The 15,724-nt window shown below is 63.8% G+C and carries 15 protein-coding genes; 8 read left to right on the top strand and 7 right to left on the bottom strand.

The features are described 5' to 3' along the window. Positions 1 to 832: 832 nt before the first annotated feature. The 3 genes from FHJ30_RS03145 to FHJ30_RS03135 all read left to right on the top strand — a co-directional run bounded on the left by FHJ30_RS03145 (position 833) and on the right by FHJ30_RS03135 (position 3,080). Entirely contained in the window at positions 833 to 1,606 is a 774-nt protein-coding gene (locus FHJ30_RS03145; RefSeq protein ID WP_139027818.1) for a DUF4396 domain-containing protein, read from the top strand. 122 nt (positions 1,607 to 1,728) lie between these two features. Further along, positions 1,729 to 2,418, top strand: a complete 690-nt coding sequence (locus FHJ30_RS03140; protein ID WP_139027817.1) for a DUF305 domain-containing protein — start codon at positions 1,729 to 1,731, stop codon at positions 2,416 to 2,418. 26 nt (positions 2,419 to 2,444) lie between these two features. Continuing rightward, positions 2,445 to 3,080 carry a DUF3105 domain-containing protein gene (locus tag FHJ30_RS03135; RefSeq protein ID WP_139027816.1) on the top strand — a complete coding sequence of 212 codons (636 nt, stop codon included), beginning with the start codon at positions 2,445 to 2,447 and terminating at the stop codon, positions 3,078 to 3,080. Positions 3,081 to 3,607: 527 nt separating this feature from the next. Here FHJ30_RS03135 and FHJ30_RS03130 read toward each other — a convergent pair. Both FHJ30_RS03130 and FHJ30_RS03125 read right to left on the bottom strand, forming a co-directional pair. Further along, the gene (locus FHJ30_RS03130) at positions 3,608 to 4,483 is read right to left on the bottom strand and encodes a F510_1955 family glycosylhydrolase (protein WP_240793560.1); all 876 of its coding nucleotides are present in this window, start codon (positions 4,481 to 4,483) and stop codon (positions 3,608 to 3,610) included. A 225-nt stretch (positions 4,484 to 4,708) separates the two neighbouring features. After that, positions 4,709 to 7,468, bottom strand: a complete 2,760-nt coding sequence (locus FHJ30_RS03125) for a heavy metal translocating P-type ATPase (protein WP_139027815.1) — start codon at positions 7,466 to 7,468, stop codon at positions 4,709 to 4,711. A 680-nt stretch (positions 7,469 to 8,148) separates the two neighbouring features. Here FHJ30_RS03125 and FHJ30_RS03120 point away from each other — a divergent pair. The 5 genes from FHJ30_RS03120 (at position 8,149) to FHJ30_RS03100 (ending at position 12,195) form a co-directional block, all read left to right on the top strand. Continuing rightward, the gene (locus FHJ30_RS03120; protein ID WP_139027814.1) at positions 8,149 to 8,898 is read left to right on the top strand and encodes a cytochrome c biogenesis CcdA family protein; all 750 of its coding nucleotides are present in this window, start codon (positions 8,149 to 8,151) and stop codon (positions 8,896 to 8,898) included. A gap of 166 nt (positions 8,899 to 9,064) precedes the next feature. Next, a complete protein-coding gene (locus FHJ30_RS03115) occupies positions 9,065 to 9,343 on the top strand; it encodes an SHOCT domain-containing protein (protein ID WP_240793559.1) in 279 nt (92 codons plus the stop codon). Between the two features lie 210 nt (positions 9,344 to 9,553). Further along, positions 9,554 to 9,775, top strand: coding sequence for a hypothetical protein (locus tag FHJ30_RS03110; protein ID WP_139027813.1), 222 nt, complete (start codon positions 9,554 to 9,556; stop codon positions 9,773 to 9,775). Further along, on the top strand, positions 9,772 to 9,993 hold the full coding sequence (locus FHJ30_RS03105; RefSeq protein ID WP_139027812.1) for a hypothetical protein: 222 nt from the start codon (positions 9,772 to 9,774) through the stop codon (positions 9,991 to 9,993). Before FHJ30_RS03110 ends, FHJ30_RS03105 begins: the two co-directional genes overlap by 4 nt. Before the next feature lie 828 nt (positions 9,994 to 10,821). Then, on the top strand, positions 10,822 to 12,195 hold the full coding sequence (locus tag FHJ30_RS03100) for a prolipoprotein diacylglyceryl transferase (RefSeq protein ID WP_171058898.1): 1,374 nt from the start codon (positions 10,822 to 10,824) through the stop codon (positions 12,193 to 12,195). A 72-nt stretch (positions 12,196 to 12,267) separates the two neighbouring features. Here FHJ30_RS03100 and FHJ30_RS03095 read toward each other — a convergent pair whose 3' ends face one another. From FHJ30_RS03095 to FHJ30_RS03075, 5 genes are all read right to left on the bottom strand, one after another. Then, positions 12,268 to 13,224 (bottom strand): M56 family metallopeptidase, encoded by a 957-nt coding sequence (locus FHJ30_RS03095; protein ID WP_171058897.1) that lies wholly within the window; start codon positions 13,222 to 13,224, stop codon positions 12,268 to 12,270. 8 nt (positions 13,225 to 13,232) lie between these two features. Next, the gene (locus FHJ30_RS03090; RefSeq protein ID WP_306669404.1) at positions 13,233 to 13,607 is read right to left on the bottom strand and encodes a BlaI/MecI/CopY family transcriptional regulator; all 375 of its coding nucleotides are present in this window, start codon (positions 13,605 to 13,607) and stop codon (positions 13,233 to 13,235) included. A gap of 79 nt (positions 13,608 to 13,686) precedes the next feature. Further along, a complete protein-coding gene (locus FHJ30_RS03085) occupies positions 13,687 to 13,950 on the bottom strand; it encodes a glutaredoxin domain-containing protein (protein ID WP_139027809.1) in 264 nt (87 codons plus the stop codon). A gap of 14 nt (positions 13,951 to 13,964) precedes the next feature. Then, positions 13,965 to 14,639 (bottom strand): peroxiredoxin, encoded by a 675-nt coding sequence (locus FHJ30_RS03080; RefSeq protein ID WP_139027808.1) that lies wholly within the window; start codon positions 14,637 to 14,639, stop codon positions 13,965 to 13,967. Beyond that, the gene (locus FHJ30_RS03075) at positions 14,639 to 15,634 is read right to left on the bottom strand and encodes a cytochrome c biogenesis CcdA family protein (protein ID WP_139027807.1); all 996 of its coding nucleotides are present in this window, start codon (positions 15,632 to 15,634) and stop codon (positions 14,639 to 14,641) included. Before FHJ30_RS03075 ends, FHJ30_RS03080 begins: the two co-directional genes overlap by 1 nt. Positions 15,635 to 15,724 lie beyond the last annotated feature (90 nt).

The following is a 15,724-nucleotide window of genomic DNA, read 5'->3' as shown; positions in this document are numbered from 1 at the left end:
CTACATCAAGAGATAGCGCGGTTCGCCTGCGTAACAGGCCCGGGGTTTTCGGCAGAAGTGCAAGACGGCGAGAAGGCTACGCCTGAGATCAGGGCCCATCGGGCTTGAGAAGGCGACTTGCTCCGCCCGGGAACTTTGGTAAGCGGATATGCCCACGGCTACTATGTGTAATCGTAGTCAGCCTACTATGTCAAATCGTAGATACGCTACTATGGCGAATCGTAACTAGGCTACTATGTCGGATAGTAACTATCGAAAGGATGAATGATGTTGATACGTACTTCCGTCTTGGCCGTAGTTGCGGCTGCATTTGCCGCAGGGGCCGTCGTCGCGGTACCCGCGGTTGCCACAGAAACCCCGCGTCCAGCAGCAGTTGCTTCCGAAGAGGGCAACCCCGGCATGGATCGCATGCGCGAACTTATGGCCGAAGGCAACCCCGGCATGGATCGCATGCACGAACTTGTGGGCCCCGCCGATACCTCTGAACGAAAATGACCATGAGTTAGGCCTTGGATGCAGAGCCCCGACTGTCCTTACATGATGAGAGACAAAAAGGTTGCTTCGCCCCGTCACCGAACGCGCCACGTTTTGACTAGCAGGACAACGCGGCGCAGTTCCTTGAAATGCCCCTGAGCTGCGCATAGAAGCGCAGCGCGGAGAGACGAGCTAGGGGTTTTCTGCCTCCTATGTACGATAGTATTGCCTTCTCCTATGCGCGATAGTAGTCCCTTCGGCGTGTTGTCCCTGGGACGGCGGCGCAGGGCTTTTGGCAATAGGAAAGCATCTACCCAACCTGCGGCACCACCACTGACCATGAACGCGAAGGAACTGCATGAGTATTTACAACGACGCCACAGACATGACCGACATGGCGAGCATGGAATCGGCCATTCCCCAGTGGCTGACCCCCGTCGCCTGGTTTTTTGTCGCCCTGGGTATTCTCTCGGCGGTGGTCGTTCTTTATGACATTTACGTGCGGCGTTATCGTCAGAGCGAACGCACGATGGAGGTGGTGTGGCCAATAACCGCCCTGTACCTCGGACCCTTCGCTTTGTGGGCTTACTACCGCCTCGGCCGCGCAGGCAGCCCGAAGTGGCGGCAGGAAAGCGGTGCTGTTCCTGAACAGCGCCTGTCGTCGAAGGCGCTGACCGGTGGAACACCTGGTGGAGCAGCGGCCACGGTGGCCCACTTCATTGGCGTTCCGTTGGTGATCGCCAGCGGTCTTACCATCGCCGGAACGAACCTGTGGGTACTGATCATCTTCATTGCCCTGCTTGCGACCGCCTTATTGTTCCTTTTCGAACGTTTCGCCTCCCCCGTCTGGAAAAGCGGGACTGGGTCCGGGAAAAGAGCAGGTGCTGCCTTCCTGGCCGCGGCGGTAACAGTGCTGGCCTTTGACATCGGAATGGGTGGATGGATGATTTTCCTGCACTTCGGAATGCTCATGCCCGCGCCCACCGACGTGACTTTCATTTTCCTGATGCAAATCGGAAACATCTTAGGATTCGCTACCGCCTACCCGGCCGTTCGGTGGCTGATTCAGCGGGGAATCAAGGAACCGGCTCGTGAGGCCGCCGTTCCCGCCTTCACCGGACGCGGTAACTGACCGGACATCAATGGGTGTGTCCTCGCGTGCTAGCTAGCATGGAGACGGGCCTTGGAGATTCGTTCACGGTCCGTACCTCGTGACAAGCGTCTTAGCAGGCGTTGATACAAGAAGGATTTCCAATGTCGCTTCCATCCGCAGACCCGCCCGAGGCCACGGAGCAGGTTATTCCTCGGCTCCGGGCGGGTTATCTGTGGCTTGGTTTCTTTGGTGTTGTTGTCCTCACTGCGTTGATTTTTTTCGCTATCGGCTGGTCGTCCGCCACGCCACGGCCTGTATCGGATACGGGCGCGGACGCCGGGTTTGCCAGGGACATGCAGGCACACCACGCGCAGGCGGTCGAGATGGCCCTGTTGATCCGTGACAAGTCCAGTAACGAGGAGATCCGGGCCGTCGCTTACGACGTTGCCACCAGCCAGCAGCACCAGAAGGGTCAGATGTATGCCTGGCTGCAGGACTGGGGGCTGTCGCAGGCACGCTCGATCGCGCCCATGGCGTGGATGGAGTCAGAAGCCGGCGGTCATGGAAGCGGTTCGTCGCATGCGGGGCAGAGTGGTGCAGGCAGCGCTGAGAGCGCGATGGAGGGCATGGCCACCCCTGAGCAGATGCGGGCGCTGCGCGGGTCCACCGGCGCCGAGGCGGACCGGCTCTTCACTGACCTGATGATCCGTCACCATCAAGGTGGCGTGGCCATGGCCGCTGCCGGAGTACGCCTGGCCGAGACCTCCACGGTACGGAATTTCGCGGCCCTGATTATGGACGCCCAGACCGCGGAAATCACCGCCCTGCAAGAGCTGCGCCGCAGCCTCTGACCGCCCTAAGGAAAGCGAGAACAAAGATGCCGTCACCCAGGATGAGCGCTGAGGAACGAAAAGCCCTTGTCAAGGCAATGCGGACCAAACACCGCGCGGCCGATCGGCGCAAGGCTTGGTTGATCTACGGCACCGGCGGCGCCGTCATCACCTCGATCATCGCTGCCACGGCCTTCGTCGTCGTAGGAGAAGTCCAGAAACAGGAGACGGTTAAGGCTGAGGCCGCCCGGCCAATCGACGGCGTCCAGGAGTTCGCCGACCAGTCCAGAAACCACGTCTCGGGGTCCGTCAGCTACCCCCGGAACCCGCCAACTGGTGGTGACCACGCGCCGGTGTGGACAAACTGCGGTATCTACACCGCCCCGGTCGAACCGACCCGGGCGGTGCATTCCCTTGAACACGGTGCTGTCTGGCTTTCCTACCGTCCCGACCTCCCCCAGGACCAGGTCGCCGAACTGACCTCATTGGCGGGCAGCCAGGACTATCTCCTGCTCAGCCCGGTGACTGAGCAGACCTCGCCTGTTACCGCCACCGCTTGGGGCAAACAGCTCTCGGTGGACAGCAGCAGTGACGAACGCATCGCGACCTTCATTAAGAAATACCGGCAGGGCCCCGATGCCCCCGAGCCCGGTGCCGTTTGCACCGGGGGCGTCGACGGCTGACAGCATCCCGGAGCGTTCAAGGCCGCAGCCGCCCTGCTCTTCAGTGATACAGGGCGGCTGGACCGCTGCCGGGTGCGCGCTGCAAGTGTCCTTTGGCCCTGCCCTGCAAATGACCGGAGAGAATGAACCCAAGCCCTGGCGGGAGTCCATAAGGGCAAGGGGGTGAATATCATCACGCCATCACCGGTCCACGAGCCGGTATGCCAGTGGCATAGCGTGGGGCACTGCGGGTGTCGCCCGTAGACCGCAGCCGGGATGCTGCTTCAGGTCATCCTGTGCCAGGAAGTTCAGCTCGCCACATTCATTTGAACGCCCATGGTGTCCGCACGTGGTGCCGTAGCCCCTGGAAGTGCGCCGCTTTGATGCCGGCCTTAACCGCTCACAGCGTGGACAGGATGGTGCGCGAACGGCGCCGTGATGAGCCAAAGGGGTCACGGCGCCGATTCCGGAGGTGGTTTGGTGGTCCGCTATTTCCCGAGACTACCCGGATGGTTTTCCTCGGCGGGGGAAGGAACCTCAAGGCGAAGTCAGGCCGGGTTGTACGGGGCGAAAGTGGCGCCACCGTCCTCCGACACCAGCACTCCCTCACCAGTGGCGGCCCAAATTTTCAGCTGGCCGTCGGCCGCTTTGGCCGTGGTGACGGCCTGGATCTCCCCGTTGACGCTGCCTTTAGGTGACCACGTTACGCCCCCGTCTGCGGAGTAATGAACCGCCCCGGTGGGCTCAATACCGATCGCGTCGGTGGGGGTGGCGAACGCGGCGAACTGAACGAGGGGCGCTGAAGCCAGCAGTGCCCAGGTCTTTCCGCCGTCGGTGGAGCGCTGCAGTCCTTCCTGCGTTGTGGCCAGGACGGTGTCGCTGCCAGGGTCGCCCGCAAGCACGGCGGGCTGGAACGCGGCGGTGGACGTGGACCAGTCTTTCCCGTCCGGGCTGGTGCGCAGAGTCCCGTCAAAGGCTACAACGCCGCTTTTGGTCATGGTCATTGCATGGAAGTCGGACTCACCCTGGCGTGAGACCTCTTCCCATGTCTTGCCGCCGTCTTCGGATCGGATCAGGCCCACGGGGTTCGGAAGGGGCGAGTCCTTCCCGGGGTGGCCGGAGGCATAAAAGACGTCCGGGTCTTCCGTGGGCGAGAAGCCCATCAGATCGATTGTCGGGCTGAGCTTGACCGCCGGCTTGGCGGTGACATCGAAGAGGCCGGCATGAGTTGCCAGCATGACTTTGCCGGTCGCGTCGTCAACGGTGATGCCATGGATGTGGGTTGATGGGTAGTCGCTGGCTGCTGAGGAGGATTCTCCCGGGGCTGAGGGTGCGGCGCAGGCGGACAGTACCAGCAGCAGTGAGGCCGCCGCTGCCGGCATTCCGGCGTATTGGATGGTGCGCAAACGGTGGGTGGATGGCAAGGAGGCTCCTGGAAGTGATGGTGGAATTTGAAAGGGAGTGGGTTCCGGAACGGGGCTAGGCACGGGGTCCCTGGGGGACGACGGCCTGGGGCAGCTGCGGAGCGTGCATCGGGCCCGTAATTTTCCTCATGCCCGCCCTGCTCTGTTGACGGACAGGGGAAGGAATATTCCCGAGGCGGACCGGCTCTTGGTCGTTATTCATGCTTGTGTGACGGGTCGTTTTTATCAACTTACCTGGGCCACTTCTTGGTTGTGGGTTTCGTCGTTGTGTCGGGATCTGGTGATGGGAGAGGCCTTGAAGGTGTTAAGGCGGGTGGAATTGAGGACAACGCTGATGCTTGAGAGCGCCATGGCCGCTCCCGCGACCATAGGGGACAGCAGTGCGCCCGTCACCGGGTACAGCAGGCCGGCAGCCAGCGGGATGGAAGCGGTGTTGTAGCCGAAGGCCAGCACGAGGTTTTGCCGGATGTTGCGCATCGTGGCCCGTGAGAGTGCGGTGGTGGTGATCAGCCCGGAGAGTTCACCGGACATCAGGGTGACGTCGGCGGCTTCAATGGCGACGTCGGTTCCGGTGCCGATGGCTATACCGACGTCGGCTTGGGCCAGAGCCGGGGCGTCGTTGATGCCGTCACCTACCATCGCCACGAGTTTCCCTTCATCCTGGAGGGACCGGATTGCCGCTGCCTTGTCCGCGGGCAGCACGTCCGCGAGCACGCGCGTGATGCCGGTCTGGCGCGCGATTGCCTCCGCGGTCCCCTTGTTGTCACCGGTGATCATGACCACTTCGAGCCCCCTTTGCTGCAGCTGGGCGACGGCGGCAGCGGAGCCGGGCTTGAGGGTGTCGGCCACGGCGAGGATTCCTGCCGGTTCTCCGTCCACGCCCACATACATGGGTGTTTTCCCGTCCTCGGCCAGCCGTCCCGCCTCGGTCTCCAACCCGGCCGTCGGGATGTTGGCGTCGGCCAAAAGACGGCTGTTTCCGATGAGCACTTCGTGATCATCGACTACTGCCCGTATCCCTTTGCCGGTGATCGAGTCGAAGGCTGTTGCCTGTGGAAGGTGACCGTTTTTGCGCGCAGCGGTGACGATGGCTGCCGCGAGAGGATGTTCACTGTCCGCTTCCGCCGCCCCGGCCAGGCGAAGGAGCTGTTCCGGGTCGTACCCAGGGGCCGTGACGGTGTCGGTGAGGGCGGGTTTGCCGCGCGTTAGGGTGCCGGTTTTATCCAGGACTACCGTGTGGAGTTTGTCTACTGTTTCCAGAGCTGCGGCGTCCTTGACGAGCACTCCCAGTGATGCGCCCTTGCCGGTGGCAACCATGATGGACAGCGGCGTCGCAAGTCCAAGCGCGCACGGGCAGGCAATGATGAGGACGCTGACAGCCGCGACCACGGCCAGTGAGAGTGAATTTCCCACCGTAAACCATAGAACGAAGGTGGCGATCGCAATGAACACCACGGCGGGCACGAAGTATCCGGAGACGGCATCTGCAAGCCGTTGGATCGGAGCCTTTGAGCTCTGCGCCTCCTGAACCAGTCGGACAATCTGTGCCAGCGCCGTGTCAGCGCCGACGCGGGTGGCGCGCATGCTGAAGGCCCCCGTGCCGTTGACGGTGGCGCCGATGACGGTGTCACCTACCTGTTTAGTCACCGGCAGGCTCTCGCCGGTGACCATGGATTCGTCCACTGCGGAACGGCCGTGGATGATTTGCCCGTCGACGGGGATTTTTTCACCCGGCCGTACCCGGATCTCGTCCCCGACCCGGACATCTTCGACCGGCGCTTCGATTTCCTGTCCGTTCCGGATTACTTTCGCGGTCGCGGGAGTGAGGGCTATCAGCGCCCGGATGGCATTGCCCGTGCCGGCCCGTGCCCTGGCCTCTACAAGCCGGCCCAGGAGAATCAGCGTAATGATGAAGGAGACGACCTCGTAGTAGACGTCGCGGACATCGGCAGGCAAAACCTGAGGGGCAAAGGTAACGACAAGGCTGTAGACGAAGGCGGCAGTGGTGCCCAGGGTGATGAGGCTGTTCATCTCCGCAGAACGGTTGCCAAGGGCGCGCCATCCGATCCTGTGGATCGGCCATCCGACGACGAACATGACAGGCAGGGTCAGCAGCAGCTGCACCAACGGACTTCGCAGGATATCCGGCACAAACCGTTCGTCCATGAAATACGGTGCCATTGCTCCGTACAGTACCGGCAGGGTCAACAGCGTTCCCAGGCCCACGCGCCAGCGCAGATCACGCAGTTCGGCCTCCCGTGCCTGGGCCTCCGAGTCCTCGGTATCCGCCGAACCGGGCTCTGCCCGCAGCCGGGCGGGAAAACCCGTGGCGTCGGCGACTGCCCGTTCGAGCTCCCGCACATCGGCCTGTTGCGGGTCATAGAGAATCACGGCCCGCTCGGCGCCGAAATTGACGGTGGCACTGTCTACGCCCGGGATTCGGCGGAGCACCCCCTCAGCCCTGCCCGTGTCAATCGGCAGGCTCCGCAGGGCCCCGGGAAGCATGAACTCCGCCCGTTCGGGCCGGTCCTGCCGCTCGACCGCCGGACCGACCCCGACGGCCCTTGCGGTGTCCTCGTCCTGGGCAGAAGTCCCCGATGCCTCACCGCCGTCGGGTTCAACAAGCAGCCGCCCATGAAGCATGTTCATCCCGCAAGCCCACGGATACTCGCCCGGCTCGTTAACCGTCAGCTCAAGGACGGTCGTGTCGAAGGCCGCCAGCGAGGCGCTCTTGCGCAGATCCGGAAACACCACCCGGCTCGTGCAGTCGCTGTTGTCCTGCCGGTCAAAACGAAGCTGTATCGGAACCCCTGCAGTGACACGCACAAGGTTGGGCGAGTATCCGCCCCGCACCATAACATCGACGACCTGCACTCCCCCGTGAAGATTGGCCAAAGCGGCACGGCGGGGAGCAAAGAAGTACCAAGCAAGAAATGCCACGAGGACCACGCCGGCGAGAATAACCAAAACATCGACAAGGTTCATTGTCCCTCTCCCATCCACGAACTACTCTGCACTCACATGGCCCGGCAGCAGCGCGCCAGTAAACCGGCGGCCGAAGAGGCTCAGGCCGTATCCAGGCACCGTTCCTTGAAATACTATCGCGGATAGTGGTCGGGTACGCCGGGATACCTCTGCCTGCGCCTCTCCCCCACTGTCCAGAGGTGACTCCCCGGTTTTGACCGCGGACTCCAACACCTTCGGGTTCACCCTGGAGAAACGTCTTCGGCGCCGACGCGGCCAACTACAGCGATGACTACTTACTCGGTCCCGCGCTGGCCACGCCAACGGCCAATCCATCTGCAGGAAGACGAACAGCCATAGCAGCGGCACGAAGAGGGCGAACTGGATCAGGGGGTAACCAAGGACCACCATCGAAACTGCGCTGCCCGGGATGTTTTCCTGCTCGCATGGTTGCCCGCACTTCTAAATGACGGTGCTGATCCTCAATGGAACAGCCGGGCCCGAAGTCCCTGACCTTGGTACCCCGCCGCGGCCCCGGGTTCCTGGAGCCACGGGATCCGGGGCGGACCAGTATCCGGCCCTGGATAGGCGTTCCGCCCAGAAGCGCGCGCTCTCCTGGGCGGGATCCCTCGCACAAGACCAAGATACTATATCGGGTAGTATTTAGCGGGCCCCAGGTCCCGATGAATTTCAGGAGCACAATGAGTCCCGGTGAGTTCTTCGCGCAGACCGCACTGTCCGGTGCGCTCCTGATTGCGGTCCCGCTGGCCGTTATCGCCGGAATCGTTTCGTTCATCTCCCCCTGCGTGCTGCCTTTGGTGCCCGGCTATCTGGGCTACGTATCCGGCCTTGCCGGCGCAGACCATGCACGGGCAAAGCGCCGGATCGTCATCGGGGTGAGTTTCTTCGTTTTGGGCTTCGCGGTGGTCTTTGTACTCTACGGCGCTGCCTTTGGGGCTGTCGGCGGCTGGCTGGCCCGGTGGCAGGATCTGCTGATCAGGGTACTCGGCATCGTGGTGATCATGATGGGTATGGTGCTCATGGGCCGCCTGCCCTTCCTCCAGCGGACAGTGAAACTGCCGTGGAAGCCGTCGTCCGGGATTGCGGGCGCACCTTTCCTGGGTGTCGTTTTTGGACTGGGCTGGACGCCGTGCATCGGACCCACGCTCAGTGCCGTACTGGCTTTGAGCACCGCCAGCGGCTCTGCCTGGCGTGGCGCCCTGCTCGCCTTCGCGTATTGCATCGGCCTCGGAATCCCGTTTCTCCTGGTGGCGCTGGGCGTTAACTGGGTTAGCGGTGCGGTCTCGTTCATCAGAGGGCACATCCGCAAATTCAACATCGGCGGGGGCATCATCCTGGCGGTCCTGGGTCTGCTCATGGTCTCCGGTCTTTGGACGCAGTGGATTTACCAGCTCCAAAACCTGATCGGGACCTTCACGACGCCGGTCTGAGGGCAGTTAAAGAACCCCAAACGTTGCTCCCGGCGGTGCAACCTGCCTTGTCATGGCTTCCGGCCCGGCTGCTACCGCTGCCCGCGGGATGCCCTGCTGCTTCTTTCCATCTACTATTGCAAATAGTAGTATTGTGGTGGCCAGGTGCGGTGCGAGAGAAAGTGTGATGGGCATGATGGGCGACGGAATGATGGGTGGCTGGGGAAATTCCATGATGGGCGTATGGTCCATTGCGTGGAGCATTCTGGCCCTGCTGTCGATCCTGGCCACCGTGGCGGCCGTGGTACTGCTGGTCGCTTGGCTCGTCCGGCGAGGTCCCGCTATGCAGGCAGGGGTTAAGCCTGGTGGGCAGGAGGCTGGCGAGATCCTGCGCCAGCGCTTCGCGGCGGGCGACATTGATGACGAAGAGTACAAGCGGCGGCTGGCTGTGCTGGACGGCCCGTAGGGGCCCGAGGGTGCAGGAATAGCCGCGGTACGGCGGGGTATGTAATCCCTCGACGGATGCAACCTCCATGTACTACTATATAGAATAGTAGATGTTGGGTCGGCTGCCTTTAACAGGGTCCCGGCCGTCAAGTGGGTCATTCTCAACCAACAGGGCCCGGTGACCCGGCGCAATGTCTTCACCGACCAGTGACTTACAAGGAGCGAAATAATGGAACAGATTTTCTACGGCCTGGCTGTTTTGGCTTGCCCCTTGGGTATGGGTGCGATGATGTGGTTCATGATGCGTTCGGGCAAGAAAGCGTCGGGAGACGTTGCCCTTACGGAAGCATCTGCGGCAGAGCTCGCCCAGCTTCGCGCCGACCTTGAGAGGCTCCGCGCAGGTGAGAACCTCGCCCATAAAGGCGGCGCTGTCGACAAGGGAACCCGGTGACCGGAACCGTCACCGCCCTCGTTGTGTTGCTGCTGTCCCTGGCGGCGACCTATTTCTTCTGCATCAGGCCCATGCGCAAGGGCCACTGCGTCATGGGGCAGGTGGCCTCCGGCACGGGCACCGCGTGCCAGGACCGTGCGGCCACCGAAGAAGTTGCGCGTCTCAAGACCGAGATCACGGCTCTGCGCACCCAGTCAGCACCACCAGGCCCCCAGTAGCCCCGCCTGCCACAGACCCACACTGTAAGGGAAATTCCATGCCCGGTTGTAAGCCGAGGGGCTCTTCCGGTCTGCCCCCTTCCGCTCATTGCCCTGCGGCCACACCAGTCCCCCCTGTTGATCCGGCGGGCAAGCCGGCCTGGCTTCCCCAACGGGCGGGCCGGCCGTGACGTCCGCCCACCAGGCGGGCCCCTCCAAGCGCCGGCTGGCGGGACACGGACCGGTCCCGCCAGCCCCGGCACTGCTGATCCTGATCGCTCTGGCCCTCTCTTTGATATGTGCCACAAACTTTTCACCATCCGGTCCTGTCTTCTCGGCCGGTCCGGCCTCTGCGGCAACCCCTCTTCCCGGCGGGCAGGAAACGGCGGCGGCGCAGGCCTCAAATGACTCCTGCGCCACCCCGGCAGCCCACAGCTCAGCCGGACCCGCGTCCATTGGTTCCTGCGCGAGTGACGCGCCCCTCCCTGCCAGCGCAGGGAACCAGGCCACACCCGTCCAACTGGCCGACGTGCCACCGCTCTCCCGCGAGGAGCCAGCTCTGCGCACCCCTCCAGGGGGTACAAGGGCTGTGCTCACCCGGGTCCCAGACGCTTTGTCTCTGACGCAACTTTCGATCAGCCGGACATAAACCCCGCTGCATCCCGCACCGTCCGCCGTGGCCCTGCCCGCCGACGGTCCCCTGGCTTGCCCTGGCCGCTCGTTCCAGCTGCCGGACGTCATCTCCCAACGAGTTCCCGCCTGCCCATCTGCCGCAGGCGCACCCGCCTACTCCCCCGGAAGCCCCTCATGGCGCGTATCCGGATCATCCCTAAAGGACACATTTACATCATGAACAAGAAACGGCGCAGACCGCCGGTATCGCAAAGGCCGTCCGAGGCCATCACGAATAATCCCCGCCGTGGACCGGGACCCGTTGCCGGCCTTCCCGCCGGAATCGACATTGTGGCAGCGGTCGCGGCCAGGCACAGCGTGCCCGCGGAGGCGCGGCAGCGCACGGGTCACTCCCTCGAATCCGGCATTCAGCGCTCCCACGCGCAGCCTGGGCCACGCCCGGCCCGGCGCCTGGCGCCTGCGTCCATGCCGGCTCCGGCAGACCCGCACTCCCTGCCTCAGGCCGACCCGCCCCCGCCCGCCGATACAGTGCCGGATTCCACCGGGGGCAAAGAACACCGCGGATTTTTTGACAGCCTGGACCCGCAGGGGCTGGCTGCTACGCATTGGATCGACACGGACACGTGGGAGGGTCCGGAAAGAGTGTCGGTACGCTTCTCCGGCATGAAGGCCGCCAGCGAACCGGGCGCACCCCCGGAACAGTTCGAGACATTCGAAGACGTGGATTCCATTACGCCTGGAACCGGCAGGATCGCGGTCACCTCGCGCGTGACCGGGGTTGGCGCCGGAACCTGGAACGTGACATCGGCGCCTGTCAGCGCCACGGCGGCACGCGGACTACGTCCAGAGACGGCCCCTGTTTCCTCGACGGTTCAGACCCGGTTTGCCGCCCTTGCCCAAGGGCCAGTGGTTAATCTTGCGTCGTGGCCGCTGCTGGTGGTTTTGGGGGCCATTCTGGCCGTGGTGCTTCAGGCCATGTTCCTGAGCAGGCAGGGCATCGATCCTGCCGGCCCCTTCTGGCTGACCGTCATAGCAAACACGGTGGGAGGGGTGGGCGCCCGGCTATGGTGGCTGGCGCTGAAACGTCAGCCGCTGACAAATTTTCTTAAGGCAGGTGCCTGCATCCAGGGCTTCATCGCCGCGGCGCTGGCGACGGTGGTTATAGGTTCGTTGATCTTTGGCCTGCCGGTGGGGCGGGTCCTCGATGCCACTGCGGCCGGTCTCTTCTTCGGGATGGCGGTAGGGCGGCCCGGCTGCTTTTTCACAGGCTGCTGCGCCGGCCGACCGACCGCCTCGCGGTGGGCACTGTGGTCCTCGGACCGCCGGCTGGGGCGCCGCAGGCATCCGGTCCAGCTTTATGAGGCATTCCTGGCATTGCTGATCGGCCTTGGGACGCTGCCATTCATGCTGGCGGCGCCGCTGGAGATTCCCGGACTGGTCTTCGTAGCCACCGTGACCGTCTACACCCTCGGCCGGCAGCTGCTGTTCCCGCTCCGCGAGGACCCCCGGACACGGCGGGGAAGGGTGCTGACCATCATCGCGTGCATTCTGATCCTGGCGGCAGTCATCTTGTTGGCAACCGGTTCCTGATTATCCGGCCGCCGTACCTGCGTCTCTCTTGGCGGGTGCGGCGGCCGGACGCAGTACCAATGGGAGCGGTGTTCAGGCGGAGGTCGAGATGCTGTCGACGGGGCAAGGGGGCATGGTTCCTGCGGCTGCTGCCGGCACAATAGCGAAAAATATCGGCAGGGCAAGGAGCGCGCCCGTCGCCGTCGTTGCTACAGCAGTCCGGCCCATGCCAAGAGGCCGGGCCGGGCTGAGTAGGCGCCGGACCCGGTTCAGTGCCGATTCGCTGCCGGCACCCAGGGCCGCTGCCGGGGTCATGCTCCGCTCGGCCAGGCGGACGAGGGCGGTGGCCACGGTGAGGCGGTCACTGCTTGCCGCGGCGTCGTCATCGGCCATCATCTCCACCAGGCGTCCGAGGGCGGCGCGGGCATCACGGAACGCCGTAATCCCGGGGAAAGCGTGCAGCAGGGCATCGGCGGCGGCAAGTATGAGGTGGTGTCGCCCGTGCAGGTGCGCGCGTTCATGGGCGAGAACTGCGTCAAGCTGCTTCGGGTCCAGGGCGGAGAGGGCGGCACTGGTCAGCACGATCTGGCTGTTCCGTCCGGGAAGGCAGTAGGCGGCCGGGGCGGCGTGCTCGATGACCAGTGCGTCCAGGTTCTCGTGCGGGCTGGCGATCATGGCCAGTGCCTCCAGCTGCCGGGTTCTGCTCCGGGCCGCAGTCGTCAGGCCGCTGACCAGACTGTAGGCGACCCTGGCCAGGACGGCGGCAGCGCCCACGAGACCGGTGGTGCTGACAATGGCCCCGCCCGGAGTGGAGTACTGCTCCAGAAGGGCCATCGCGCAGGCCCGGACGAGTTGGGCCAGATCTGTTGTCCAGGGAATCACCGGAACTGCCAGAGACAAACCGGCGAGCACGACGGTAGATACCAGGGAGATGCTTAGTGCCTGCCACGCGGCAATGCCGACCCACGGGGACCGCTCCAGCCAGGTGCTGCGCTTGAGCACCATCGGCCCAAACACGGCCAGCACTACGGCGAGAAGGATCAGAAACACCGGGGCAATCATTGGGCGTTTCCGCCCGGGACGTGCTCACCCAGCGCCTCGCGCAGGCGGGCTACTTCGTCGGCGGGTATTTGCTCCAGGAAGTGAAGCAGGGTTACCTGCCGGTCGGTACTGCCGGCAAGGACCTCACCCATGAAGGCGGCGGTATGCTGTTCACGGGTCTGCGCAGGACGGTAGAGATAGGCCCGTCCCTCCTTCTCGCGGGTAAGCAAACCCTTGCGGTGCAGGTTGTCCATGACCGTCATGACGGTCGTGTAGGCCAGGGTCCGGTCGCGCTGGAGGTCTTCGAGGACCTCGCGCACCGCAACGGGATGCTCCCAGGCCCACACGCGGTCCATGACCAACTTTTCCAGTTCTCCGAGCTGACGCACCACGGGACGAGCCTTTCCTAGTGCGGCCGGGGCGGCCGCAATGAAACTACCCTCCATAGTATCCCAGAGGGGACCCGCCTGTTTAATGCACGGGAGGGGCGGTGTGTGCGAGGTGGCGGCGCAGCTTCTTTTCCGACAGCCGCCCATAGCTGAACAGCTCCCCGTTAATCAGGATGCCCGGTGCGAACACGACCCCGGCCCGGTCGGCGAGTTCGCGACCCTCTTCGGTCTCGAGGCTGACCTCACGGATGTCCAGTGAGTGGTTCACCCTCAAATCAGAGAGGACTTTCTTAGCCTGTTCGCAGGAGCCGCATGAGGCCTGGGTCAGAATGGTGATGTCTGTCATGTGCTGGTGGTCCGTCACTTTGTTGTCGTTGCGTTCAGGAGGTCGGAGAGGAGTCTTTGGACCGGGATGTACATGGTGTAGTCCGGGGCTCCGCCGTAGTCCCCCCGCCACTGGATCGTTCCGTCCGGGCCGACCAGGACGAAGCTGTGTCCGTTGCGGGAGTCGCCCATCATCCCGTACTTGTTGGCCTCATAGGTGCGTGAGATGTCCAGCTTGGTGTCAGCCAGGGCGATAGCGGAAAGCTTGTCATCGTCCATCTTTTGAGCGATGAGGTTGACCGGTCCGCTGGTGATGGTCAGCAGTTGGTCGATTCCGGCTGCCTTCAGCTGCGGCCGGGCAGTATCGAGGTCGCGGATCTGGTCCCAGCACGGCTGGCAGCCCAGGCCCTCATGGAAGTACAGCAGCACTGTCTTGCCGCGGTAGTCGCTCAGGTTCACGGTGCTGCCTGAGGTTGACGGCAGCGAAAAGTCCGGGGCCTGGGCACCCGGCCCGGGGTTGCCGATCGCGTAGCCAACAGACGACTTCGCTGCCCCGTCCGTGGGGGTCGGCTGGCTGGTCGTGATAAGTAGAATGGCGGCGGCCAGGACCGCCACGACTCCGGCGGCAATGCCGCCCCAGAACAGGCCCCGGCGCTTTGGCCGGCCCTTCGGGTTGCTGGCGGGGCGCTGGTCGGTTTTCGTCGCTGGCATTAGCGGCTCTCCTTCAGATATGCGGGGTGGTCCCCTTCAGGGGGCAAGGTCTGTGCTGATGTTCCGCTGCTGCTGTCCGGTTCCGGTTCGGCGGGGCAGGAGGTGCAGGACTCGCGCTGGGTCCCGCCAGCAACAGAGGCGGCAGTTGCGCGCTTCCTGCTCCGGAGGGACTTCCAGATCAGAACTCCAAGGAGCGCGAAGACCGCTGCAGCCGAAAGCCAGCCGGGCACGAACCCAAGGAATTGTTCGATATTGGAGGCTGCGTGGCTGAGGGCGGCAGTGATTTCCACCTGCCAACCGTCAGGAGCCATTCCGGGTCCCTGTATGGCGATGACGACCGTGATCATGCCCATGACGATCATCAGGGCCCCTGAGAGCAGGGTTACCAGCGGCACGCGCCTGGCCGCGCCTGGCCACAGCGGGACAGTCCGCGCGGACAGCAGCCCGCTCGCGCCCCAGTTCTTTTTGTCCCACACCAGGGCAAGGACACACAGCGGGGCCACCATGCCGAACACGTACGCGATACCGACGGCCAGAGCGGCCGGGAAGGAGGAAGCAGCGCCGGACAACGCGGCCACGCCAGCCAGGACCGGCGCGCAGCAGGCGCTGGCGGCACCCGAGAACACGCCCAGCCCGTACACTGAGCCGATGCCTGTGCCACCGCCGCGCCCGGAGGGCATCGGCAGCATCATCTTCCAGCCCGCCAAGGTGGCGACTCCAACGGCCACCATTGCCAGCCCGACCGCGCTGAAGATCCAGATGTGGTAGCCAAACAGCATCCGGCTGATAGCGGCCGCACCCAGCGCGATGGGTAGAATTATCGTTCCTACCCCGGCAGCAAAAACGAGTGTCATGGCCAGGATCCGGCTGCGGCGCCGGAAGCTGGAGGCAAAGAACGCCGGCAGCATGACCGAGACGCAGCACGGCGCCATTAACGCCACGATCCCGCCGAGAAACGAGGCCAGGATCGTTGTGGAGAGCAGAACCTGCTCCATAAACCAGCTCCAATCGGGATAAACGAGCGCACCCACTCAAGTACTATTCAACATAGTAGCTCAATTACTACTTGGTATAGTAGTGCGGGT

The organism is Arthrobacter sp. BB-1 (genome assembly GCF_006151685.1).
Taxonomy (GTDB): domain Bacteria; phylum Actinomycetota; class Actinomycetes; order Actinomycetales; family Micrococcaceae; genus Arthrobacter.
The sequence above is the reverse complement of the archived record's forward strand: the minus strand, read 5'-3'. Positions and strand labels throughout refer to the sequence as shown.